At 47.7% G+C, this 25,940-nt stretch carries 20 protein-coding genes; 3 read left to right on the forward strand and 17 right to left on the reverse strand.

The genetic code is table 11. The features are described from left to right. Positions 1 to 399 precede the first annotated feature (399 nt). From B147_RS0109075 to B147_RS27955, 9 genes are all read right to left on the reverse strand, one after another. The gene (locus B147_RS0109075; protein WP_020586899.1) at positions 400 to 2,730 is read right to left on the reverse strand and encodes an SIR2 family protein; all 2,331 of its coding nucleotides are present in this window, start codon (positions 2,728 to 2,730) and stop codon (positions 400 to 402) included. Between the two features lie 461 nt (positions 2,731 to 3,191). Next, positions 3,192 to 4,352 (reverse strand): DNA-methyltransferase, encoded by a 1,161-nt coding sequence (locus B147_RS0109080; protein WP_033397131.1) that lies wholly within the window; start codon positions 4,350 to 4,352, stop codon positions 3,192 to 3,194. Between the two features lie 10 nt (positions 4,353 to 4,362). After that, the gene (locus tag B147_RS0109085) at positions 4,363 to 4,929 is read right to left on the reverse strand and encodes a manganese efflux pump MntP (protein ID WP_020586901.1); all 567 of its coding nucleotides are present in this window, start codon (positions 4,927 to 4,929) and stop codon (positions 4,363 to 4,365) included. 52 nt (positions 4,930 to 4,981) lie between these two features. Further along, positions 4,982 to 6,349: a multiheme c-type cytochrome gene (locus B147_RS0109090; RefSeq protein WP_020586902.1), complete on the reverse strand. Its 1,368-nt coding sequence runs from the start codon at positions 6,347 to 6,349 to the stop codon at positions 4,982 to 4,984. A 199-nt stretch (positions 6,350 to 6,548) separates the two neighbouring features. Continuing rightward, the gene (locus tag B147_RS0109100) at positions 6,549 to 7,067 is read right to left on the reverse strand and encodes a dihydrofolate reductase family protein (protein WP_020586904.1); all 519 of its coding nucleotides are present in this window, start codon (positions 7,065 to 7,067) and stop codon (positions 6,549 to 6,551) included. A gap of 111 nt (positions 7,068 to 7,178) precedes the next feature. After that, positions 7,179 to 8,786, reverse strand: a complete 1,608-nt coding sequence (locus B147_RS0109105) for a fumarate hydratase (protein WP_020586905.1) — start codon at positions 8,784 to 8,786, stop codon at positions 7,179 to 7,181. A 149-nt stretch (positions 8,787 to 8,935) separates the two neighbouring features. Next, a complete protein-coding gene (locus tag B147_RS0109110) occupies positions 8,936 to 9,670 on the reverse strand; it encodes a fumarate reductase iron-sulfur subunit (RefSeq protein ID WP_020586906.1) in 735 nt (244 codons plus the stop codon). A 3-nt stretch (positions 9,671 to 9,673) separates the two neighbouring features. Continuing rightward, positions 9,674 to 11,644, reverse strand: coding sequence for a fumarate reductase flavoprotein subunit (locus tag B147_RS0109115; protein WP_020586907.1), 1,971 nt, complete (start codon positions 11,642 to 11,644; stop codon positions 9,674 to 9,676). 15 nt (positions 11,645 to 11,659) lie between these two features. Beyond that, positions 11,660 to 13,018 (reverse strand): fumarate reductase cytochrome b subunit, encoded by a 1,359-nt coding sequence (locus B147_RS27955; RefSeq protein WP_020586908.1) that lies wholly within the window; start codon positions 13,016 to 13,018, stop codon positions 11,660 to 11,662. A gap of 475 nt (positions 13,019 to 13,493) precedes the next feature. Between B147_RS27955 and B147_RS0109125 the strand changes: the two genes are divergently transcribed. Genes B147_RS0109125 through B147_RS0109135 form a run of 3 tightly spaced genes read left to right on the forward strand, consistent with a single transcriptional unit; the run spans position 13,494 to position 18,596 of the window. After that, positions 13,494 to 15,524 (forward strand): FapA family protein, encoded by a 2,031-nt coding sequence (locus tag B147_RS0109125; protein WP_157237834.1) that lies wholly within the window; start codon positions 13,494 to 13,496, stop codon positions 15,522 to 15,524. Next, complete coding sequence (locus B147_RS0109130) at positions 15,502 to 17,211, forward strand: hypothetical protein (protein WP_033397130.1); 1,710 nt, start codon at positions 15,502 to 15,504, stop codon at positions 17,209 to 17,211. Before B147_RS0109125 ends, B147_RS0109130 begins: the two co-directional genes overlap by 23 nt. Before the next feature lie 20 nt (positions 17,212 to 17,231). Then, a complete protein-coding gene (locus B147_RS0109135; RefSeq protein WP_020586911.1) occupies positions 17,232 to 18,596 on the forward strand; it encodes a glycerate kinase type-2 family protein in 1,365 nt (454 codons plus the stop codon). 16 nt (positions 18,597 to 18,612) lie between these two features. On the opposite strand, the gene B147_RS0109140 is transcribed toward B147_RS0109135, so the two are convergent. The 8 genes from B147_RS0109140 to B147_RS0109175 all read right to left on the reverse strand — a co-directional run bounded on the left by B147_RS0109140 (position 18,613) and on the right by B147_RS0109175 (position 25,907). Next, complete coding sequence (locus B147_RS0109140; protein WP_020586912.1) at positions 18,613 to 18,978, reverse strand: DUF362 domain-containing protein; 366 nt, start codon at positions 18,976 to 18,978, stop codon at positions 18,613 to 18,615. A 20-nt stretch (positions 18,979 to 18,998) separates the two neighbouring features. Next, positions 18,999 to 19,844, reverse strand: coding sequence for a damage-control phosphatase ARMT1 family protein (locus B147_RS0109145; RefSeq protein ID WP_020586913.1), 846 nt, complete (start codon positions 19,842 to 19,844; stop codon positions 18,999 to 19,001). A gap of 108 nt (positions 19,845 to 19,952) precedes the next feature. Continuing rightward, complete coding sequence (locus B147_RS0109150) at positions 19,953 to 21,014, reverse strand: AI-2E family transporter (protein ID WP_020586914.1); 1,062 nt, start codon at positions 21,012 to 21,014, stop codon at positions 19,953 to 19,955. Between the two features lie 63 nt (positions 21,015 to 21,077). After that, positions 21,078 to 22,382 (reverse strand): tetratricopeptide repeat protein, encoded by a 1,305-nt coding sequence (locus B147_RS27960; protein WP_020586915.1) that lies wholly within the window; start codon positions 22,380 to 22,382, stop codon positions 21,078 to 21,080. Positions 22,383 to 22,601: 219 nt separating this feature from the next. Next, on the reverse strand, positions 22,602 to 23,147 hold the full coding sequence (locus B147_RS0109160) for a TonB C-terminal domain-containing protein (RefSeq protein WP_020586916.1): 546 nt from the start codon (positions 23,145 to 23,147) through the stop codon (positions 22,602 to 22,604). A 17-nt stretch (positions 23,148 to 23,164) separates the two neighbouring features. Further along, positions 23,165 to 23,572 (reverse strand): ExbD/TolR family protein, encoded by a 408-nt coding sequence (locus B147_RS0109165; RefSeq protein WP_020586917.1) that lies wholly within the window; start codon positions 23,570 to 23,572, stop codon positions 23,165 to 23,167. Next, positions 23,569 to 24,108 carry a MotA/TolQ/ExbB proton channel family protein gene (locus tag B147_RS0109170; RefSeq protein ID WP_020586918.1) on the reverse strand — a complete coding sequence of 180 codons (540 nt, stop codon included), beginning with the start codon at positions 24,106 to 24,108 and terminating at the stop codon, positions 23,569 to 23,571. Before B147_RS0109170 ends, B147_RS0109165 begins: the two co-directional genes overlap by 4 nt. Beyond that, positions 24,105 to 25,907, reverse strand: coding sequence for a CobW family GTP-binding protein (locus B147_RS0109175; protein ID WP_020586919.1), 1,803 nt, complete (start codon positions 25,905 to 25,907; stop codon positions 24,105 to 24,107). The genes B147_RS0109170 and B147_RS0109175 overlap by 4 nt, the downstream gene beginning before the upstream one ends. Positions 25,908 to 25,940: the final 33 nt, after the last annotated feature.

Below are 25,940 nucleotides of genomic sequence, written 5' to 3' on the forward strand. Positions count from 1 at the left end.
ACGCTTAACCCATCTTGTTCGATACCCTTGTTATTGTTCTTTACTGTTGGGTGAGTCCATCTGCGCTTGTGTACGGGAGTCCCGGGCGCAGCTCGTTTCCAGCCAGGTTTCCCCAGCGTCCTAACTTACAATAGCCGGTGTATCTCCGCCATGGGTCCAAGGCTCGATACGGGTGGGTGGCTAACCCTTGCTGGAACCCATTACTGGATTCCACCCGACAGGGACTTTCACCCTGCAAGATACGCCGAGCTTTGCTCGGCGCGACAACGGGGAGCTGAGGGGCCAGGCTTTTAAACCCCAAAACTTCCGATAAAAAGATTAATTTTCCTGAACCAGGGACTTCCAAAAGGCCGCGCAGTAAGCCTGGTCCCTCTCCAGCGTTTTGTTGGGCATTTTTACTTAATTATTTTTAATTCGTGCAATATCCTTCTTGAGTTGCATGAACTCATGGAATATAGATTTTGGTATATATTGATCTTTTGATAATTCAGTAGTTATAAGTTGATACGCCTTATCGATAAATTTTTCACCGGTTGCATCAAAGAATCTATCGTAGTATTGAAGTGCTTGTTTCGCGTAAGTAATAATATGATAACTTTTTCTTTTATCATATTTAAGGCATTTGTCTAAAACATTAAATGAGTTATGAAGCGTTCCTAATAATATACCTCGATCATCAGGCTCTTTTCCTATATTAGTGTCAAATAGTATAAATGCATGTGTATTGGAAATACTCCATATTTTCCCTTGGGACATAGTATATGCAGTATCAATTTCTGACCAAGCATAATCAATATCACCTTTTCTCCACAAATATAGTGCGAATTGATGCCTAATAAATGGAGAGTTGTCTGTTGAAAGAAGTTGCTTATAAAAAGCAACACCGTCCTCTTTTTTAATGAAGGCTTTAGTCGTTATATCTGCATCGAATGCTTTTCTGCGGAAAATGTCGTATCTTCTAATAATTCCTCTATGAATATTTTTATGGAATTGCGTTAACACATTTCCTAACTGTTTGGACGGTATATGACGCAAAGAGGCTTCACAAAAGGCTCTGCTCCTAAGAGAAAAATAATCTTGATTATAATCATGATAAGGAGAATTTTCATCTATAAGAGTATAAATTTGTTTCTGAAAGTCGTAAATGGCAACATAGTCGATCTCTTTATAATCAGAGTAATAGCAAATCAACATATCCATTGATGCAAATACTCCAGTATATCTCACATATGTCATCAGGATATAAAACTCTAATAGGTCAAAACTGCTATCTGATATTTGTTTAATCAATGATTTAATACGGTCATTTAAGTTTCCTCCAGACCATAGACTATAACATAGTTCAAATAACGAGATCCTTTCTTGATAATTTACAGGCAAGGATCTTTCCATGCTGTCGCAAATCTTTTGCATGTCTGACCTACTTAGGTCACTAATATCAATTATTTCACTCTTTTTGATTTTAGCAATATGCTTTATTGATTCGTACCTCAAGTCTCTGTCTGCTAAACAAAAAATGATATTGGGTTTTGCGCTAAGAACTTTAAAAGCATCTATATTATCCCCTAAATTGTCTACAAATAGATATATTAGGTCTTTGTTTTGTATTTTGGACGCAAGGAATTTTGCCTGTTCAGTATCTATGCTGTCGAAAAATAATTTAGGGCCTATTAAATCTGATGAAGCTGCTAATTGCATTAATAAGGTTGTTTTACCAGATCCTGGAGGACCTATAAGTAAAACTTTATGTTTGTTGGATAGTTTATCAAATGCTTCAGAAAAAGCACTGATATTGGTTAATTTTCCACTTAGAATATCACTCCATATAGGCTCTTCGCCCTGAAAAAATGAAGATATTGGCCGAGATGGAGGGCTTGATTCAAGTATAGTCTGAATATGATTTTTCGGAAATATTTCAGCAAAGTTAACCTTAGAGGATCTGGTTTTCTTTGTTTGGGTCAGGGACAAAGTACCAAGGTGTTGCAGTAATTCTCGTGTATCAGATCTTATTATTCTATAACCATTATTTGAGTATTCATCTGCTATTAAATCATTCTTTTCATCAGGTCTTATCATGACCCATCGAGCAGAATGTGGTCTATTGTTAATCGTTTCAGGATTGAGCAAATCTATTATATTGGGATCTTCGAGATTTGTCCCCCAAAATAATGTAGGATGGGCAGCTACTTTTAGTGAGACTGTATGCCAGAATGCAGAATCTCTAAGGAAGGCCCCAGATAATTCGTTAGAGCTAAACAGCAACTCTTTGTCATATGTATAAGTGATTGAACCATGCAGTTTGTATAAATTAACCCCAGGACTTTCAATGGACCCCAATATTTCCACATCACTTAAATAGTTATCTTCTGAACTTTCATATATTTTTTCACATAAGTTATCAATATTGGTTGTGAATATATTTTTTATTGGTAACGTGGTTAAAATATTATATTTATCGTTATAAAATTTTACATTAAATTTTTTCTTCAAAATATGATAAAGATCGCTTTTTCTGGTTCTTTTTAGATAGTTTGCAATTTTAGGCAGGGAGTAATTTGAATATTTGTGCAATTCGAAGTGTTCTATTAAATATTCTTTTAATTCAGACCCAACCTTTAATTTATCATCTTCGTAATCACTGGCAAGGATCGAAAAACCAGCTCCAAGGAATAAATTGAGTCCACCGTTTCGCACTAACTCTTCAAATGCTGCTTGATTTTCAAATTGCATATTATCCTCTGAGTATACTTTGTTTGTTTTAGGAGCCCAACAGTTATATTAGGCAGAATGGGCCAATATGGTGATAGGCGGATTCTGTCTATTCATTTTTATGATTTATATTTCTGTTTTCATTTTCCAAAGCCCAAATGGGCTCTCTGCTTGAAAATCAGAATTATTCAAACAACCTCTCTCCCCGTTGTTACAAAACAGAAATAAGATTAAATACAGATTGCCCCTGATCGTTTCCGTATCATCACCCAGAAGAAATGTCTATCAGGGAATCCCTTAATTTTTGATGCTTTTTGTTGCCTGGGAGCGGGTGTTTCGTCCGCTCTTTACGGCAGGCGGGACGCCCGTGCTCCCGGATATAGCAAAATGGGCAAATTATTTAAGGTCCGTTCCTTAAATCCGCCTCGCATCCGGGAGCGTGGTGCCGGATGTATGAAGCCACTTCCGAGCCCCCAATACCTTTAGGAACCGAGATCAAAGTCCGGGAATAAAAGCCCTTCAGGCTTGGATTTTGCCCGGCCGGTTCCGAGCTCAACCGGGGTTTTTTGGGCTGAAGTGACGGTATTCGCGGTTTCCCGGGGCGGGATGTCGTAATTGACAACCATGCTTTCATCATCCTGTTTTTCAACAGATACCGGTATATTGAATACAAGTTCTTTTTCCTGGCGTGTTATCACGGGAAACCCATAATGGGTATTTTCATGCTTGATGGGTTTTCCAGCATCCAGACGTTCTTTGACAAATTGGTTATGAAGATCTATGCGGTGCCGGGAGGCAGCTGAAAACATGCCAAGGGAATCATTGCATTTATCGTAAAAATTCTCAAGAAGACTTGGGTCTATTTCATACCCGGCACTATTGCGCCCGGCAGCCATGGCCGCAAGCGTTGTGGTGCCCGTACCCAGAAACGGGTCCAGGACAAGGTCCTGTTTCACGGAATACATGTTGATCAGGCGATAGGCGAGTTCAAAGGGGAAGGCCCCGCTGCGGTTACGGTTCTTTTGCTTTCCCATGGCTTGGCGGGTGCCTTTAAGGTCCATCCAGACGTCTGAGAACCACTGATTCCGCTCCTCCCAGAATAATGCGCTTTGCCGCCGGTTTTCCTTGGCTGCAGCAGATGTAAATTCGCGTTTCCCCCCTTTTCTCAAAATAAGAATATATTCGTGCTCTAACGTGACATAGGCCCCGGCCGGCAACATGCCCGACCCCATGAATTTGTTGGGTGCATTGGTCTGCTTGCGCCATAATATGCAGGGAAGCGCTGCAAAACCTAATGCCTGGGCCGCAGTCAATATTCTGGCGTGGTTGGGATAAAGAGCAAAACGTTCCCTGATGGTGCGTGTGGCATCGCCGATATTGACACAGGCAAACCCGCCGGGGGAAAGCACCCTGAACACCTCTTCCCAAACCCGGTCCAGCACCTGATGCATCAGTTCAAAGGCAAGTGGCCCATCCGGTTTTCTAAGGGCTTTTGCAATTTTGGGGTCCTGACGGCTGAAAATATCGTCCCACATGTCTATCATGGGATAAGGCGGTGATGTCACCACAAGATTGACACTGCGGTCAGCCAATTTTTTCATCTTTACGGCATTGCCGATATAGTGCGTGTGAATTGTTTTCATTATTTTAAAATCAGACATCAAAGAATAGTGCAGGAATCAGTATTTTTAAGCCGAGTCCAATTAATATAACGCCGCCTACAACCTCCATTTTACTGCCGAAGGCGGCGCCCACCCGTTTGCCGATGTATATGGCGGCCACGGACATGGCACAGGTAATAACGCCGATAAGAACGGATGGGTACCAGATATTGACATCCATCACGGCCAACCCCAGGCCGATGGCCAGGGCATCAATGCTCGTGGCCACACTGAGCATGACCATGGTCAGTCCCTTGGAGGGATCCCTGTGAAGGTCCTCGTCGGTGTCGGCCAATCCCTCCCGGATCATGCGCCCGCCCACAAAGGCCAGAAGACCAAAGGCGATCCAGTGGTCCACGGCCCGGACATACGAAACAAATCCGGTCCCCAGAAACCACCCGATCACCGGCATCATGAACTGGAACAGACCAAAGTGAAACGCCAGGCGGAATACGGCCCGCCGGTTTTGTGCATACCCGCAGGCCGCAGCGGCCATGGACACCGCCGAGGCATCCATGGCCAGTCCGATGGAGATGACAACAATATCGAACAAATGCATTGTTATTTTATTATCCATTAACGGCAGCAACGGCTGCCGTCATTTTAAGCCATTAAAATATTTTGTTTACCGCAGCCATCTCCACCACCGGCAAAGGCCCTATGGGCTCTCCGGGCAACTGATTGAGAATTCTCTGCGGCATGGACCGGTACAGCAGGCGTGCGGTCAGCGTGTACCCACGTTTGGGGCTGCCATTTAATTTAAATAAATGGGCCACACTTTCGCCCACAGGAATCCGGGTGTCGGACAAAATTTCCTTGGCTTTGGCAATGTTGGCGACAGGATTTCCTTTGCCGTCCCCAAAAATGGTATTAAATATCACCGTATTTTTCGGCAACTCGTTGTTTTCATCGGGAACACCGGTCTGGAATACGATGTTTCCATCGCTGTCCGCCAAGGTCAGTTCAATCCATACCTGGCGCATATCCGTCAATCCTGTGGGCAGGCTGTGCCCGGCGCCTGTATTTGTGACAACCACCCGGGCAATGTGCTCTTTTTCCATCTCCAGGGAGATTTCAGCCGCATGCCGCAGGCGCTCAACAGCCATGTCGGATTTCTCCTGATCGGAAAACATCTCGGGCAAGCCGGAATTGGCGCCTACAAAATAGTGAGTAAAAATATGGGGACGCTGTTTTGCGTCCGGTGTGGCACTGCCCGGATTTTTGGGGCGCGGTGTGGAACCTGTGGCAGGCACGCCCGGCCGCTGGTACATATGGCACCCCTGGCAGGAAACATGCTTTTCAGGGTCAGGGCTGTTGTACGGGCCATTTTCCCATTCCGTGTATGTGGTCTCAAGGTCGGTTCCAAAGGCCACATGTTTAACATTATGGCAGGTACCGCAAATTTTTGAATCGGTATGCAGTTTTGAAAACGCGGCCTCGTGAAATTCAGGCTCAGTATCGTCAAAGGGACCATGCTTGATACCGGGATCATCCTCGCCCTGGCCGGGGGATAAGACCAGTCCGTTGTTGTACATCTTGGTGATATCTACGGCCACATGGCAATAGTCGCATTGGATACCCTGGGCAGGAATATCCTGAACGTGTGAAAACTCATCGGACACTTTTCTGGGAAAACCGCTGACATATCCCACAGGGGTATGGCACTTCACGCATGACTCGGCCTCCGCAATATGGCCGGCTTCAGTCAGACCCTGGAGGTAAAATTTTGCCACCCGGGTGTAAACCGGATCTTGATGGGAAAGGTGGTGCGTGGAATCCTGCCACTGGGCCATAATCTCATCGTGGCACCCCCCGCAGGTTTCTGCGTCAATGAATTGATCCAAATTAAAGGTCTGTTCTTTGGGATGGGTGTCAACGGAAGGGGGCTCAACGCGGAAAATCCACACCAGTACAAGACATAGACAAACAAGCCCGCAGCCGGTGACGGCAGCCTGAATCCTTACTTTTGTATTATTCATGATAGCGCAATCCTTTTTACAAAAAGTGTCAAAATCTGCGGCCCCACGGGCCGGTCATTTTTTCGGTGCTCAGTATTTGCATGGGCCACGTCCCTGTTGGTTGGCCCTTTGGGTCCCATTTGCGATCCACTCAAGATAGCGGACAAAAAAATTTTTTTTCTTGTCTTTTTTAACGCCTGATTTTATCCCGGAGACGTCACTATTCTTCATGGTTCACCACATGATAAATTAGTAAAAGATGTCCGCCTCCGATATCCTGACAGGACTCAAGCGTCAGATCCGTGTCAAGGTCAAGGGGCGGCGCAAATAGGGACAATCCTGAACCAAACAGTCGGGGCACCATGGTCAAATGCACCTGGGTGATCAGGTTGTCCCGGGCAAACAAGGTGTTGATGGTAGCTCCGCCAATTAAAGCCACGCTGGTGTAGCCTTTGAGCTCAAGGTCTTCAAGAATTTCAGCCGGAGACAGATCCGTAAATATCAGATTATCGTGATCACTTTGCCTTGATTTATCCCGGGTCATGACAATATTCAAGCGACCCGGGAGGGGGGAGCCAAGGGTATCATAGCTATTTGATCCCATGATCATCACCCCTGCCTTTTTGGTCTGTTCCACAAAATATTTTTTATCGGCTTTGCCGGTCCAGTCCACAAGCTGGCTGGAATCCTTTGCAGTCTTACCGTCCACGGTCGAGGCCATCAGCAAAATGACTTCCATATTACTTCCCTGTTCAGATGGAAACAGGACAGACAGACACCGTACATCATTCCGGTGGTCCTGCCTGTCCTGCTTGACTTAAAAAAAAGAAATCGAATATCCGATTAATATTTATACCAGGCCCTCAAAAAAATCATTGCCCTTATCATCAACAATGATAAACGCAGGGAATTTTTCCACCGTGATCATCCACACGGCTTCCATGCCCAGCTCTTCATATTCAACCAGTTCGACCTTTTTGATAAAATCCTTGCCCAGACGTGCGGCAGGACCACCAGGAGAGCCCAGATAAAAACCGCCGTAGGTCTTGCAGGAATCGGTAACGACCTGGGAGCGGTTGCCCTTGGCCAGCATGACCATGGAGCCGCCCTCTTTCTGGAAAATAGGCACATAGGGATCCATACGGCCGGCGGTGGTGGGCCCAAATGATCCGGAGGCTTCGCCTTCGGGTGTTTTTGCAGGCCCGGCATAATAGATGATGTGATTTTTAATGTAATCGGGCAGCCCATCGCCCTTTTCATACCGTTCCATAAACTTGGAATGGGCAATGTCTCTGGCCACAATGATTTTACCGGTCAAAGACAGGCGGGTGGATACCGGATATTTGGTCAGTTCAGCGCGAATTTCATCCATGGGACGGTTCAGGTCAATCTCAACAGCCGGAGCCATTTCAGGTTCGCTGGCGGGCAGGTATTCTGCCGGGTTTTCAACCAGCTGTTCCAGGAAAATGCCGTCCCGGTTGATTTTGCCCTTGATCTGACGGTCGGCAGAGCAGGAAACCCCAATGCCGATGGGGCAGGATGCGCCGTGACGGGGAAGTCTTACAACCCGGATATCCAGGGCAAAGTATTTACCGCCGAATTGTGCCCCAAGACCTAAATCCCTGGACCGATCCAGAACTTTCTGTTCAAGGTCAAGATCCCTGAACGCATGGCCGGTTTCACTGCCCGTGGTGGGAAGGTTATCCAGATATTTGGCCGATGCCAGTTTTACGGCTTTGAGATTGAGTTCCGCAGAGGTGCCGCCAATGACAAATGCAATGTGATAGGGAGGACAGGCTGCGGTGCCCAGGTGCTTCATTTCCTTGAGCATGAAATCAATCAGGCCCTCTTCGGTATTGAGCACGGCTTTGGTCATCTGAAACAGGGCTGTTTTATTGGCGGAACCGCCGCCTTTTGCCATGAACAGGAAGTTATATTCATCGCCCTGGACTGCAGCGATTTCCACCTGGGCAGGCATATTGTTTTTGGTATTCACTTCGTCGTACATGGTGAGCGGTGCATTCTGGGAATAGCGTAAATTGTTTTTTGTATAGGCTTCAAAAGCGCCTTTGGATAATTCGCGCTCATCCTCGGACCAGGTCCAGACCTGCTGACCTTTTTTGCCCATAATGATGGCTGTGCCGGTGTCCTGGCACATGGGATAGACCTTTTCAGCCGAGATGACAGCGTTCTTCAAAAGCTCCAGGGCTACATAACGGTCGTTGTCAGAACTTTCAGGGTCATCAATCACAGCCTTTACCTGTGCCAGATGTTCGGCCCGGTACAGATGAGCCACATCCTTAAAGGCGGCGTTGGCCAGCAGAGTCAATGCAACGGGCTCCACCATGACCACATCCTTGCCCTCAAATTCCCGGACCCGGACATGCTCCTTGGTCAACAGGCGATATTGCGTTGCATCCTTTTTCAACGGAAACATGGGTTCATAGTTAAATTCCATTCGTTTTTCCCTCTTTGTAGTTTGTCCCTCTTTTAGAAGATCTGACAAGCAGCATAATTAACGCCCTGCTGCCTGCCGCCATTATTTGAAATAGTTAATATAAAAGTCCGAACCAATTGTCCAATTTTCTTTTATATTTTTCGATTTTCTTATTTAATTAAGGCCATCCTGCGCCTCAAAAATGCAATCTGGGTCTGGAGAGGCAGATTCTTGGGGCAGTGATCTTCGCACCCCAGAAGGGTCATGCAGCCAAACACCCCATCATCATCACCGATGATCTCGTAAAATTCTTCATCCGTCCGATTGTCCCTGGGATCCAGATAAAACCGGGCCAGGCGCATGAAACCCACGGCGGACAAAAAATTCGGACGCATCCGTTTTGTCGCGCAGGCAGACACACAGCACCCGCACTCTATGCAACGTTCCAACTCATATACCTCATCCATGATATCGGGGTCCATAGGTTCTTCCAGCTTGTTAATATCCATATCATCAGTTTCAATATCATGAATCCAGGATTCCACCCGCTCGCTCATGGCCTGCATGAATTTACCCGTGTTCACGGACAGATCACCGATGAGCTCAAATCCCGGCAGGGGCAACAGGGTAATATGCCCATCTTCAAACTTTGACGTCAAGGTCCGGCAGGCCAGATCCGGTTTACCGTTAATCACCATTCCGCAGGAACCGCACATCCCGGCCCGGCAGACAAAATCAACTTGCAAAGACGGGTCCTGTTGCTCCCGGATCTCATTTAATGCAATGAAAATGGTCATCCCCGGGGCTTCAGAGATCTCATAGGTTTCCATGCGCGGCGTGCCGCCCTTTTTTTGGGGGTTGTACCGAAATATCTCAAATTTTAAAATTCTGCCGTCTTGGTCCATTATTTATATATACCCCCTGCCGATACGCTCGTTTTTGCCTTTAAATTTTTCCGGGATGGAAGTGGGATTAAGCAACTCCTGCATCTCAAAGCGGTCTGCCTTTTTGTTGCTCTTTTTGATCTCTTGGATTTCGGTCTCACGTTTTTTTGTATCCGGATGGTAAATGGTCTTGTCCTCACCATACCCCCTGGCACCCGGCGGCATCTCCATCTTCATGACATCCAGCTGTTCATAGGAGACTTTCGGCAGATCTGCTTCGGCGTCCACCCAGACGGTCAGGGTGCGCTTGAGCCAGTCGCGATCGTTTCTTTCCGGGAAATCTTCCCGGGCATGGGCCCCGCGGCTTTCGGTTCTCAGCAAAGCACCATAGGCCACGCACTGGGCTAGTTTGATCATCTTAGGTACCCGGATCGCCTCCACAAGCTCGGGATTGGCAGAAGAGGTTTTATTCCGCAAGGCGATACTTTTTGCCCGCTGGTTAAGTGCTTTGAGCGCGTCCACAGCCTGTTCCAAATCCGATGCGTTGCGAAAAACCCCCACCTTGTCCGTCATAATCTTCTGCATCTCTGATTTCAGCCGGAAGGGATTTTCTCCATACTCCCGGGTGAGCAGGTCGCCAATCTTTTTTTCCTCACGGTTCACAAAGTGTTCAATGGTGGTGGTGGAAATTTTCAGGCTGTTGCCGGCACAATAGTCCGCCACAAATTCGCCGACGATCATGCCGGCCACAACGGTTTCGGCAACAGAGTTGCCACCCAGGCGATTAAACCCGTGCAGGTCCCAGCATGCGGCTTCACCGGCTGAAAACAATCCCTTAAGGGTTGGACTTTCACCCGTGGCCTTGGTTCTGATCCCGCCCATGGAATAGTGCTGGGTGGGTCTTACCGGAATGTATTCCGAAACAGGATTAATGCCCAGAAAGGTTTCGCAGATCTCTTTAAACTCGCGCAGGTTTTTTTCGATATGCGCGCGGCCCAAAAGGGTGATGTTCAGCCAGAGATGCTCTCCGTAGGGGGACGGGACTCCTTTACCCTTTTTCATGTGCTCAATCATGCGCCGGGACACAACGTCCCGGGAGGCCAGCTCTTTTTTATCGGGCTCGTAGTCGCGCATGAACCGGTGCATGTTTCTATCCAGAAGCACACCGCCCTCCCCCCGGCACGCTTCGGAGGCCGGAAGACCCACCGGCACAATACCAGTGGGATGAAACTGGACCGCTTCCATATTCCCCAGGGTGGCAATGCCGGTTTCCAAAGCAATTGCGCAGCCAATGCCTTCGGAAATCAAGGCATTGGTGGAAACGGCATAAAGCCTGCCGTAACCGCCTGTGGCAATGGTAGTGGCCTTGGCAATATAGGCAATCAGTTCACCGGTGATCAGATCCCGGACCACGGCACCGTAACACACGCCATCTTCGTGAATCAGGGCAATGGCCTCTTTTCTTTCATGAACAGGGATCTCCATCTGGATGGCCTTGTTGCCCATGGTATACAGCATGGTGTGGCCGATACCATCGGCGGTAAAACAGGTGCGCCACTTTTGGGTACCACCAAGATTCCGGGCTGTGATCAGGCCATGGGCCTCATGCTTTTCAGTGATGGTTTCCCTCTTGCCGTCAACAATGATTTCCTTGTCTCCCTCCCGGACCCTGGACCAGGGCACACCCCAGGCAGAAAGCTGGCGAACGGCTTTGGGCGCGGTGTTAACAAACATTCTGACCACATCCTGGTCACACCCCCAGTCAGCACCTTGAACCGTGTCTGCAAAGTGAATATCTTCATCGTCCCCTTCGCCTTTGACGCAAGCGCCAAGGCTTGCCTGCATACCGCCTTGGGCCGCTGCAGATTGAGAGCGTTTGGCAGGCGTCAGGGAGAGAATAATGGAATCATAACCCCTTTGCCTGGCTGCAATGGCGACGCGAAGCCCTGCCAGGCCGCCGCCGATAATAAGTGAGTCCGTATATATGATATTCATTGGGCTTCCTCTTTCCTAGAAAGTTTCTTGCGGAGCATGACCGCCTTCAATAATGTGATGGACATCTCCTTCGACGGCGTGTTCTTCGGACTCCGAAGGCCCGGTTTCATTGGAAGTCGCCTCATGGGCGGCGTCATCATCGCCTGCAACGCCTTCCTGGATTTCTTTCTGGATTCCTTCTTGGATTGCGGCCTGAATTGCTGCCTGGATTGCTTCCTGGACGTCGCCCGGATCATCCACCGCATCTTCGTGGACAGATTCAAATTCCTGAGCGGCAGGCGCGCTGTCATGGGTCATGGATTCTTCAATAGGGGAAGCGGCTTGTTCATGAACGGCTTCAGTATCAGGCAAATTTTCATGAAACGTTTCCTCTGCTTCAGGCTCAGCCTCATGGACGACTTCATCATCACTTGCGGCTTCTTCCTGGTTTTCTACCTGAATTCCTTCCTGGACGTCACCCGGATCATCCACCGCGTCTTCGTGGGCAGATTCAAATTCCCGGACGACAGGCGCGCCGTCATGGGTCATGGGTTCTTCAATGGGGGGAGCGGCTTGTTCATGAACGGCTTCAATATCAGGCGACGCTTCATGGAACGTACGCTCTACCGGAGGCTCAGCCTCATAGATCTGAGCCCTGGTGGTAAACTGATCGGGTCCCTGATCCTTATGGCCCAGACCAATAATCACAAAAGCCAGAAGCGAGAGAAGCCCTGCGGACAGAAAAAAAATGATCAGCTTGTTTCGCAAATTTTTCAATCTTGTCCGATTCTTTCTGGCCTGTTGATAATCAGCCCCCTGGAACCACCCCCATTTCATACACAGCCGATAAAGACCGATGTTGCCGTGAAGCACCGCGCACACCAGCAGAATCAGGTAGACAAACCACATATTTTCAGCCACCACCCTGTCGGCGCACAGGTAGGCATCAATGGAACCCGGATGTGTAAGCATGGAGTAAAGATGAACAGATCCTGCAAAAAACATCATAAAACCGGTCAGGGCTTGGATATACCATAAATTGGTATCCTGATGTTTCATCATGGCCATCTGATCCTTTATAATACGGTGCTGTTTCCAGGAAATGGGTAATTTCCTGATACCCAGCAACGCATGGACGATAAAAACGGAAAAGATAACAACCACGACGAAAAATACGACCATTAGGTAACCATGTCCGATGTTGGACAAGAATGCAACTTCAATATTTTGGGATACCCAGTTAAAAGCCCGCGGCCCAAAGATGATGACGGCGTTCAAAACGATGTGCACACACACGAACAGCCCCAGAACAAGACCGGTAAAGCTCTGGAGAAAATCCAGCCGGGCCGGAAGCCTGCTCTTTTGCTTATTTAATTCACTGGCGTAGCTTTCCAATATAGAAGCCTCCTTGGTGTTATCGTTTTAAATGCATCATTAGCAGATCTGCCTATACTCCTACAAACATGAACATTGTTTTTTTTCAAATGCATTTATTCTATCATTCAGGTTCCGCTTGACCCTGAGATGAGATAATGATGCCGGTTTCTCCCATCCGGCCCGTAAGACGCAGTCAACCCTCGTAATAAATCCAAACTGCGGGTTTTGTCAAATATTTATTGTCAAATACCCTGCCTTAAAAAACATCAGTGAAGTTTCTCATCAAGTGCCCCATGATTTTACCGGAAAGCATTCCTGAATTACCCAAAATGACTGGGGTATTTTGTTTTTTCTTGAAGTTTTACCCTTGATGCGCAACAATAAGAAAATTCATTTCCAACCTGGATGAATCTTGATAAAAGGCGCCGTTTTAAGTTGCAGTAGGGTTGGTATGCTGCAGCAATATGATTTCTCATTTAATACGACGATCCATATGCTAGAAAAACTTGCCTTACAAAAAAAATTCATTACAGACGCGCAGTGCGCACAAGCAATGGAAGCATGTCGTAACGCAGCGAACCTTGATCTTGCGTTAAAGAACTATTTTGAAAAAGAAAAAATTCTTACCGACAAACAGATGAAGGCGCTTCTGGCCAGCTATACTGCGTTAAAAACCATTCAGAAAAATCAGGTATTCGGAAATTGTGCCGTTGACCTGGGTATTGTCAGTAAAGAACAGTTCCTTGGGGAAATGACCCGGCAGACAAACAAACTTGCGGGAAAAAAACAACCGGAGCTTATCTGTAAAATATGGATACAAGACCAGACACTTAACCAGGAACAATACCAGGAGATTATACAGCAGCTTCAAAGAAAACAGGCGCCCCTGGGCACTGCCCGGCCATCCAAATCTGTGGCAGACCCTGGGCCCCAACAGACTGATTTCTCCCTGGACAGCGAGCTTGACTGCGGCCTGGTGCTGAATGTTGATGCCTCCGGCATGACGGCTTTTATAAGAAAAACCGATACGTTTAAAGATACGGTGACTGCAGCAGAAATCATTGAACAACTGGAGGATAACGGCATCACTTACGGTCTGGTTAAATCCTCTGAGGTGGAAAAATTCATAGATTCCTCGGGATTCAGGACCAAGCCGTTCCGGGTTGCGCGGGGAGCGGCCCCGGTACCGGGCAAGGATGCCAGGATCGAATATTTTTTTGAAACAGACCATCTCAAGGCCGGGGGTATTGATGAAGACGGCAATATTGATTTCAAAGACAGGGGCCCTATCCCCTGGGTGAAAAAAGGAAGTCTGCTGGCAAAAAAATTCCCCATGATTGAAGCCGCTGAGGGCAGGAATATCTTTGACCAGGTTCTTGATGTTCCTGGGGTGGCCGACAGGGCGCTGAAATACGGCACAGGGGTTACCCGGTCTTCCGACGGCCTTAGACTTTATGCCGAAATAAACGGGACACCGACACTTGACCGATCTAACAAAATTCAGGTAAGCCATGCCTTTACTGTGCCCAATGATGTCAATTTCGAAACCGGGCACATTGACTATGACGGAGATATCGTCATTAAAGGTTCACTCAAGGCGGGATTCAAAGCCGTGGGGCATGTGGTCCGCGTCGACACGGTGGACGGCGGAGAAATCCGGGCCACAGGAGATGTTACGGTTCTCAACGGGATGATCGGCGGCAGTGTATATGCCCGGGGCAATGTCAGCATAAGATTTGTACAGAACTCCACGATTTACTGCCTGGGCAACCTCACCGTGGACAAAGAGATTCTGGATAGCCGAATCATTGCCTCCGGTGCGGTAATCATCAAAAAGGGAGAAATCATCTCTTCGGACATCACTTGCAACAAAGGGCTTTTCACCCAGCACCTGGGTACCGAGAAATCCGTGCCCAACACCATTACCTTTGGTGTTGACACCTTCACTGCCCGGGAACTGAAAAATATCCACGACCGCATTGAACACGCGATGGACGGACAGGAATATATCCACGAAAAACTGGCGTCGCTGTCTGAAGAGCTTTCCCGGGAAACAAAAAATACATTGAGACTGGTTCACGAAATCGACAGGGCAAGACACGAAAACTTTTTGTTGTCAAAAAACCAGGAGGATCCCACCGCACGCGGGTTTAAATCCCAGGTACAGGTGAACAGCCGGCTGCTGGTGCGTTTGGACAAAGAGCTGAACCATCTGCTTGACCGTATTGAGAAAAAAAAGAAACAGAGAGAAGAATTCGAGACTGAATTAAGCCGGCTGGAAATAACCCTTGAAAAACTGAGAAGCGAACAAAGCAATTTCACCCGGTGGCAGCAACGCAACCCAGGGGTCGCCCAGGCGGTTGTCTCAGGTCAGGTCATCCAGGGGACCATGATAAACGGCCCGGATGCTTCCATGGAAATTCTTGAGGTCAAAAATAATGTTAAAATTTTTCAAACTCTTGTCACCAAAGATGAGGACACTGTATTGGGAATAGACATCGTTGACAATACTAGACGAAAATAAAGTCCAAAGGTTCCGGGACAGACTGTATACCCATGACATGCCGAAAATCATGCGCCAGGGGGATGAAGGCTTAACACCTGTAAAAAAATACCCCGAAGACGAAGACGGTTATCCCCTTGTCCCCATCAAACGGATTTCCCGTTTTTTCCTTGAAGAAATTGGAAAAGCACAATTTGTACTGGCGGACCAGCATATCGAGGAGCTTTATAAGCTGTTTAAGATGCTGATCGAAGATCTGCCGAAGGTTTCATTTGATGTAGGGGGCAGCATTGACCAGGAGGACATCCAGGACGCGGACAATAAAACAACCATTGAATTTCTCACCACCAATGTCATCATTACCTATTTTTACCTGGTAAAATCCAATCTGGGAAACCAGGACGACAGCCTGCTTAACCCTGATATGCAGTCCATTATCAAACAAAGCACAGCAGGCAAGGATTATAAGCCCCTTGTATCCAACACCCTGAAAGGGCTTATTTTCAGCCTTGCCCAAGATAAGGCATGGTTTGAATATATCGAAGATATTAATGAGGCGGACCTGGTCTGCCGGCTGGCCGGTGCCAGACTGCCGAGTATGGAAAAGACAACCCTGGGTGCTATTACCGACAAATCCCGGCAGGAGATCGCCGGGTACAATGAGATGTTTACCAAACTGCTGCAGACCCGAGCCCGAATCGTAACCAGCCAGGAAAACCAAAAAGAGTACTTCAAGTCCATGGAAAAACTGGATACCGCCATATATGGTACATTAAAAAAAATGGACCGATTCCTGGAGATGGCTTATAGATTGAGTCAAATTCTGGATATTCCTTCCAGATCCATCATCGGCGATACATTTTCCAAACTCAGGCAGAATATGCTGTGGCTGTTTTTCGACGTATGGCCCAAAGCGCTTGAACCGGGGAACATGCCGCACCAGGTAGCGGTTTCCGCCCTGAGGCACAGGATGAATATTCTGTTCAATGGACCCCACATTACACGATTCTGCCGGGAATTTACCCAGAGCCCGGCATTCCAGCCTCCGGTGAATGATCTCTTCCAGCAGATGTTCAAGGGGCTTGTAAAAAGAATTAATCTGGTATCCATGGAAGAAGGCGACAGCATTACCGGCCTGGCATGGGTGGAAAGGGCGTTATTTGAAATCCGGCGGGCCATGGAAAACCTTGATCCGGATGAATCCAGATTTACCGATGAAAAAAAAGAGGTAAAAAATGCGTATATTGCATTGATTTTTAAAACCGACTTTGAATCTTTGGACGCGGTTTTAGATCTTTGTGACATGATCTGTGACGTAACCCATGACACGGACCGGGAAATCATGGTTGACATACGGGCCGCACTCATGAAAAAAAGTTTTTTTACCCTTGAAGGATATGCCGCTAAAAAGGTAACCCCCAAGGACGCCATTCCACAAATTAGTAGACGGTTCCAGGCGTTTGCCGTCCATTACCGGCCCCAACGGGAATTTTACCGGATATTTTTTGATACCTATTTCATTTCCAAACCCAGGCCCAAGGTCCCCCATTTTACTCATTTTTTTACAAGCAACAGGTACTTTGCCCAGGCCATGCTTATGCATTTTGCAGACGACAGCGCCATGAAAGACCTTTTGCCGGTATCCTATATTCAAAAAGCGAAGCACCTGCTTGTGGATCTTTTAAAAAAAATCAAGGCTCCGGCCTGAGCCCCCGGAAAGAAAAAACCATGAATAATTCACAACCATTTTCTGATCTGAAAGCCATATACCATGCAGCCATAAAACGGGTGGATCCCTACGCCATGGTAAAGTCAAGGGTAACCCTGGACAACAACACCCTTAAAATCCGTCTTGACGACCAGGAAAAGTGCCTGTGTCTGGAAAAATTTAAAAAAATATATGTGCTTGGCGCAGGCAAGGCCACAGCACCCATGGCCAGGGCAATGGAAGAAATCCTTGGTCCGAAACTGTCCGGGGGCCTCATTTCAGTAAAAAAAGGGCACACAGACACCTTAAACAAAATTAAAATTATCGAAGCAGGCCACCCGGTCCCGGACGAAAACAGCGCATCGGCAGCACGGCAGATCATTGACATTGCAGCAAAAGGAGATGAAACCACCCTGTTCATCAATCTGATTTCCGGAGGCGGTTCCGCCCTTCTGGCCTGTCCCGGGGAATACGCGGATACAGCCATTACCCTTGCAGACAAACAGAAAACCACTGAAAGCCTGCTGGCCTGCGGGGCCGACATTAACGACATTAACAGGGTGAGAAAACAGCTGTCCGGCATTAAGGGCGGAAAACTGGCCCGGCACATGTACCCGGCCACATCCGTAAACTTAATTCTTTCCGATGTGGTGGGCGATGACCTCAGCGCCATTGCCTCCGGCCCCACAGCACCGAATTTCACCACCTTTACCCAGGCCCTTGGCATTATAAAAAAATATGGATTATCAACCGGACTGCCGCCAAGGGCAGCAAAAATGTTCGAATCCGGTGCGATGCAAAAGACAGACAAAGACCACATCAGTGATGATATAATTTTTTCAAAGGTTCACAACATTCTTCTGGGCAATAATTTGTCCGCCCTGAATGCAGCCCGGCAACAGGCGCAAAGCCTTGGTTACAACACCCTGGTGTTAAGCTCCCGGATCACCGGCGAAGCCCGGGAAATCGCCAAGGTCTTTTCCGGTATGGCCCAGGATATCGCCCTTGGCAACCTGCCCCCCCAACCTCCGGCCTGTGTGCTTGCCGGTGGAGAAACCACGGTAACCATAACGGGAAACGGTAAGGGCGGACGGAACCAGGAAATGGCCCTCTCCTTTCTTCAAGCGCTGGAAGCCGGCCCAACCGGAATTGAAAACATATTTTTTCTTTCAGGGGCCACGGACGGCAATGACGGCCCCACGGATGCAGCCGGCGCGTTCGCATCCCAGACCGTTCTGGAAGCAGGAAAAAAGGCAGGGCTGGATATCAATGAATACCTGAGCCGACATGATTCATACACCTACTTTGACCGGGCAGGCTATCTGTTCAAACCCGGGCCCACCAACACCAATGTATGTGACCTCCAGATCCTTATCGTAACATAACCCAGGCGATAGTTTGCTATGGATATTCCGTGTTCTTCAGAATTTCAAGCTGTTCAATGGTTTTTTCCGCCACTTTTTTATTTTTGGTAAAAAAGCGTTGTAACCGTTCGATAAGCTGCCTTTGCATTGCCTTATCATTGGCATAGTATTCATGCCCCAACAACTTCTTAACGTAGGCTAAATTGGATCGCACGTCTTCAGGAATTCGCTCTCCGTCATGACGCGCTGCATCTTCCGGGCATACATCGTGACAAATTCCACATCGAATACAATCGTCATCTTCTATAAACGCAATATCGTTTTCCATATGAATTGCCCCGGCAGGGCATTCATCAACGCATATTCCGCATCCCGTACACGATTCTTTATTTATCCACGGCATTTATCTGTACCTCCTTTATGTTATAGATCTGATTTTGACACTACCATATCATTTTTATTGACACCCAGTAAATTTGCTATGGGGTCGCATTTTGCGATCAAGAGAAAAAATATATTCGGCCGGCGACTCTCCATAAGACCTTCAAAATTTCCCTGCCCTTTGGATATGATAAGATCCGCATTATTATATTCGTATACAAATTCGTCTGAACAAAAGTCAATGAGTGTTGACGGCGCATCAAACCCATTGGAAAGCACCCTGCACACGTTATCAATGCCTACCTGGGCAGCATCTTCAAGTGTTGCATCGTTGATTACAGGCATGCCTCGTACAGCAAAGGTAATGTTTTGAGGCTTCATTGTTTCAATAAACAATTTATCAAAAACGATTTCGCCACTATTATCACCTAAATACAAAATATTTTTAGCTTTCTTGATTTCGTTTTTTAATTCCAGCGTCATATCAATTATTAAATCTTTACGGAAAAAAGATTCAATCTGATTCGATATGTCGTCACCAACACTTTGGGCGCCATAATCAATTATATTGCCGATCACCGACAGTTTTGCGGCTGTGAAAAAAGGGTTTTCGCTTTTATTAACTATGGTTTCCCAATATGGGTATTCCTTTAGAAGAATCTCATTGGCCTTTAATTTTTCTTCGGCATACAGGTTTGTATTGCTAAGATGCACCTTGGCCATGCGGTGAATTTCTGTTGCCAATTGGGGATTTGAAAGTTCCCGATTAGAGTCAATAAGTTTATGGACTGAGAAAATGAAATTTTGCGCAACGTTTTCATCCGGTTTAAATTTATCAATCAGTTTTTCGATTGTCCTTATATGACAGAAATAACATTCGTGTCTCATAACTTCCCTTTATTCGATATTTTGCTATTGACCGTTCAAAAAAATCTTTTGAATCTTCAATGCACTCCTTAAAGCAGCCATCACTGACGTTTTATCAGACAGGTGCTCTTACGGTCCGACCTTGGGCAGTACATCCTTAAAAACAACGCCGTAAATATCCCAGATGGTGACAAACAATGCGGCAATAATCGGCCCGATAATGATGCCGATAATACCGAACATGGCAATGCCGCCAAGGGTGGAGAACAGGATTAAAAGATCGTGCATCTCCGTATCTTTACCCACAAGCCGGGGCCGCAGAAGGTTATCAACACTTCCCACCACCGCACCGCAGAAGACAACAAGCGCACCGGCTTTGAACCACATTCCCTGGGCGGCCAGCCAAAGCGCCGCCGGAATCCATATCAAGGCGGTCCCAATGCCCGGTATAATGGACAAAACCGTCATAACGGCACCCCAGAAAACAGAGCTGTGGATACCCACCAGGGCAAACGCGATGCCCGATGCCCCGCCCTGGACAACACCGATGATGGCCGTTCCCTTAATCGTGGCGCGTGCCACAGAGGTAAATCGGTCCAGAAGCCGTCTTTCATCCTTATCCTCCAGGGGCATGTAAAACAGGATTTTCTCCAACAGTCGATCTCCGTCTATGAGGAAAAAGAACATGCTGTACAAAAGAATGGCCACCATAAACATAAAATTAATTGTGCCCATGGTGGCGGCCTGAAGCCCGTTGACAAAAAACTGGCTTGCGGCCCCGACCAGCTCCCCGGCCTTGGTGTAGATGGTTTCCCTATAGGGGTATATATGTTCATAAAACGGCAGATTTTCCAGCCACTGGGAAATGGCCAAAGGTGACGACAACTGTTTCTGGACCCAGGGTGTTGCTGTCTGGCCCACCTTGATGGCCTGACCGGTTACAATGCCCAAAAGACCGCTTAAGGGAAGAAGAACGATAAACACAATAATCATGATGGTGATCCCCGAGGCAAGAGCCTGCCTGCCTTTCAACCATTTGTTAAGCCGCAGGTACAACGGATAGGCCATGGCTGAAAAAATACCGGCCAGCAAAACGGCCATGAGAAAAGATTTTATCATTACAAGAAAAACGGCTGAAATAAAAAACACCAGTAACAATAAAAATGAGGGATGGATCAGGTCTCGATTCATGAAAATTTACCTCCGGTAAACATTTTAACGCCCTCTCCTAAAAACAAAACATATTGTAACATATTATTGCTTTTGTGCCACAACCAGGAATCCTTCAACCGGATCACCGGACTGCTTCCTGATATCCGCGCTCTCCAACGCCAGTGGTTCCAGTCCATGACGGTTCAGACAAGTCTGAACGTAATTTCGGGAATGTGCATACCGGCCGCTGGGGTAAAGCTGATAATCGGTTGCATCGTCTTTAAGTTTTTCCACTGAGAATGCAATTTTCCCCCCTGGTGCAAGGCAGGTTACCGCCGATTTGATAATTTGATCCAAATCCCCGAAATAGACAAAGACATCAGAACTGTAGATCAGGTCAAATTTTACCGGGAATGCCCATGGCTGCATGATATCAAACACCTCCAGGCGGCTGTAAATTTTCTTTTCAGCCGCTTTTTCAAGCATCTTTTCCGATACGTCGACCCCGGTCAGTTTTTTTGCAAACGGCCGGTACAACACAGCCCCCAGCCCTGTGCCGCAACCAAGATCAAGGATCTCCATTTTTTCGGTCAGATAGGGACGCACCAGATGAAACAATCGTTCCGGGGTTTTATATTCCAGCTCTCCAACCAGAATGGCCTCAAAATCTTCCGCACACTGGTCAAAAATGCTGCGGACATGATTTACCGGTGCGGCATCAGGCGGGGAATCCCCTCCGCTGATGCTCTGGAGCATGAATTGCGCGATTTCATTTTTGGGTTGGCTTTCAAGCACCTTCCGGTAATGGGTTTCAGCTTCTTTGAACCGTTCGAATTTTTGAAGTATGATTCCGATATTCAAGTGGGGGGAAACATAATCCGGCTGGATTTTAATTGCCTTTTGATATGCGTTTAACGCCTGCTCCACCTGACCTTGCTCATCCAGAGCCACACCCAGATTATTCCATGCTTCGGCCATGTCAGGTGCAAACCGGACAGCCGCACGGAAACTGTCCATTGCCTCATCCGCGTTCCCGGTTTCCCGGTAAGCCACGCCCAAATTATTCCATACCAGACCGGCCTCGGGCTGCTGTTCAAGCATCTGCCGGTATACGGGGATGGCGCCCTGATGATCGTTTTCCATCTGTTTCAACCGGCCCAATTGATAACATGCAGACAAATCCGGCGGGTTGAGGCCTGCTGCTTTTTCAAATAAAGGTTTGGCTTTGTCCGGCCGGTTCTGATCCAGGTACAGAATCCCGAGCGCACTCATGGGCTGTCCCCATTTCGGCTTTATCGACAGGAGTTTTCTGTAACCTTTTTCCGCCTCGAAAAATCGACCCGCCTTGTGACTGATATATGATTGTTGAAAAATTCGTTCGACATTGTCCTTTGCTGCCCTTTTCATATAATACGTCTCTTTCCTTCACTGATGCCCGTTCCAAAAAATCCAGCATTTTCTTGGCATCGGTACTGTCACTGCATTTAATGCATCAAACCTCCTCAGGGTTTTCTGCAAGAGTGCTTTAAAATTGTTCCAAGCGTAACAGGGCAGGCCAAATTGATCAACATTTGATGAGCAGCAGATCATGGGAAATTAATAACCGGCAAAAAAATCATCAATGGGTTACAACCCGTATTGAAACTTTATTGCAAGTTCCAGGGAAATGGGGGCGGTACCTGTTTCTTCGGGGCGCTTCACCCTTTGGCCGGCAAGGACGATTGCAGATTTGGAGGCTTTGTCGATCAAAGCATTTCCGGAACTTCTTGTTATATGAATCCCGTAAAATTTTCCGGCAGCATCTATGGAAAAAGCATATTGCGCATTGCCGATAAGCTGATTCATCTGCTCTTTATCCATATCTTCGGATAAAAATTTACACCGATTAATCTCTTCTTTGACCTGTTTCAAATAAAGGGATAAAATTTGTTTTCTGTGATTTTCGCCGCTTTGACCGTCTGCGTCGGGATCGTTTGAATCAACTGTCTGTTCAACAAGCTGCTGCAGGGCAAAGGATGGTTTGACACAGGGGGCTCCCCGGCTGATGTTAAACGGTGTCAGCTCAATGTTGCCGTATGGGCTTAGGGCCGGGGAAAAAGAGAGCCCGAGAAGAATCCAGTGAATAAAGCAGGAAAGCAGCAGACAGCAAACTTTAAGATGGGCATCCGACATTCATCCTCCCCGGCTGTTTATGGCCTGGTTGTAGCGATAATCAGATCTTCAAATCCGGCTGTCTTGACCATATCTGCGGTCTTAATGAAAACAGCGACCTGTGCAAGGGGGGAGCATTCAAGAATAATCCGGGCAGAAGAAGGGCCATTGGCTGTTGTTATGATGTTTTTCAGCTTGAACGACAATTCCCGCATATCGATCAACTGATCATCAAAACGAAGGGTATTGTCTTTCATGATACGGATTCGATGCGAAGGGCCTGAAATCGGTGTGGCAGTGACGGCTTCGGGAAGATCCATTTTTATCCCCTGGACGGTGAACACCGACGACACCACAAAAAAAATCAGTAGAATAAATACAACATCAAGCAGGGGTGTGATATCGGGTTTTGCCGGTTTGGATACCAAATCAGTCAGGTGAATCATGATTCCAGAATCCTGTTGGCATAGCACTCCATTTCAAATGCAATTTGACGGACCTTGGCACAGAACCACTGATGGGCCAAGAGTACGGGAATTGCAATGACAAGACCTGCAGCGGTGGTCAGCAGCGCATGCCAGATCCCGTCGGCAAGCAGGCCGATATCCATGCCGGCCTGGGATCCCGCCAGTTTTGAAAAGGCCTGGACCATGCCGACCACGGTCCCTAAAAGCCCTAACAACGGTGCAACCGTGGCAATGGTGGACAAAAAATCAAGACTCCTGTTAAAGGAGAACAAAAGCGCCTTGGCTGCCATCGTTGTTTTCTTCTCTTTTGTTGAAACGGAACCCTCGCTGAAAAGTGCGTCAAAAAAAGGAGCAAACACGCCGGGGGTATCAGGCGGCGTTAATGCATTTGCGTCCTTCACCGGAAAGGGATGACTGATAAAAAAAATCCATCTTTCCAGGAGAATTGCCAAGGCAGGGATGGACAACAGGATCAAGGGCCACATCATCATGCCGCCCTGGGCAATCACGTTCATGCAAACACCCCTTTTATGGTTAGGTGTTGTTCAAGGTTCAGGCCGATAAAAACCAGGAAATAATCATCTGTATCTTCTCCGGTAAAAGGCGTGATCTGCCAGGAGCCCGGAGCATACTGAAAAACCATCGGCCCGGACCGGTCATTGAACCGGACAATGCCTTTAACCCGGAGAATCTGTTCGCCGCCCCCCTTGATTACGGCATTGAGAGCCGCCTCATCAATGGGGTGATCAAGGGCGATAAGCCGGGTCTCTATCTGGTCGTCTTCATGGGTGGCATGGGTGCCCGGCATATAGAAGAGGGGGCGTCTCAGGGGATTGCGGAAATTAACACCATACAGCACGCCGGGGTGAACAGCGGCATGAATGGTCTGGTGGACCATTGCCACCGGGTTCAGCTGCCGGATCTGCTCTTCAATGCCGTCAAGGTCGGTTTCCGGCAAATCGCATTTATTGACAAGGATCACGTCTGCCAGCCGCACCTGATCCCTTGCTACCTCAAAACGTTCCAGGATGCGTCGGCCTTCTGAGCCGTCCACAAGGGTGGTGACGGAACCGAACTCAAACAGATCGTCAAGATCCTGGAGTTCTGAAAGGATATTGGCCGGGTTGGCAAGACCTGTGGTTTCCAGAACAATAAAATCGGGTGCAAACCGGTCCAGGATATCTGAGAGCGCGGCCCGAAGATTGCCTGCCAGGGAACAGCAGACACAGCCTTCATCCATCTGTGTAACGGCATAGGTCTGGTCCAGAAGTGCGGCATCCAGCCCCTTTTCCCCAATCTCATTTTGTATCACCGCCACAAAATTGTTGGCTGCGGTCTGGACCTGGATAAAATAGTCCAGAAAACTAGTCTTTCCCGTGCCGAGAAATCCTGTCAGCAGAATAAAGCGGGGTTTGGTCATGATGTCCATAGCTTTTTTGTCCAGGCTGTTGCCGGTTCTGGTCAGATCCGGGGTCCACCACAGCTCAGTTTCATAGGGGTGGGGAAAGGGCGTTTGTCCGGACCAGGAGATGTGGGTGAACGCATCCTCCCAGTCCGACACACCCGCTTTTTCGCCGTTACTGAAATAGCCAAGTGTTAATCGCTGCTCATCAGTTTCAAGAAAGCAGGCCGCATCTTTTTTTTCCCGCTTTTGGGAATAAAAACAGGTGGGAGCGGCACCAAGGGTGTAAGAAAAGGAAGCGGCCAACGGCTTGAAAAATGCCATCCCCACGTCAAAGGCGGGCAAATCCTGGTCTATACCTCCGGGGGCCACCGCCTGGACCGGGCCGTTTTCAGTTTCTATTTCAATCCCGTTTTCAGCGATCCAACCCAGGCGGTGCAGGGCTTGAAACGAGATGAAAATACCATGGTCTGATTGAAGACATTCAATCCAGCCAATGTGAAAGAGCCCTGCAAAATCAATGTGGTCAACAAAGCTTCTGATTTTTTCCATATAATCCGGGGCCAGGGCAAAGATCCCAGCTTCAATGGAATACTTTTCCACTAAAGGCTCTTCCGGTTCCGGATAATAGCTCAATAAAAACCGGGCTGCATGGCAAGGACCTGGGTCAACGGGAAAAAAGGAGAAGACGCCCGGCATGTCATTGACCTTTGCCGTTAGACTGCCCGGAGGCAACCCCGGGGTGACGGCTTCGTGAATGCCTCGCCACCCTAGGCGGTGGCGAATCCCCGGGATATACGTTGACCGTATCAGCACAGCCCTTGCCAGTTCATAGCCAACCAATTCCGGCGCATTCACCACGGAAGGCGGTAAAAGGGTATCAAGTCCGCAGGCAGAATCTGTTTCAGGCATTTCCCGGAATCCTTACTGATTGTGTGTCCAGGG

The organism is Desulfobacter curvatus DSM 3379 (assembly GCF_000373985.1).
Classification (GTDB): Bacteria; Desulfobacterota; Desulfobacteria; order Desulfobacterales; family Desulfobacteraceae; genus Desulfobacter; species Desulfobacter curvatus.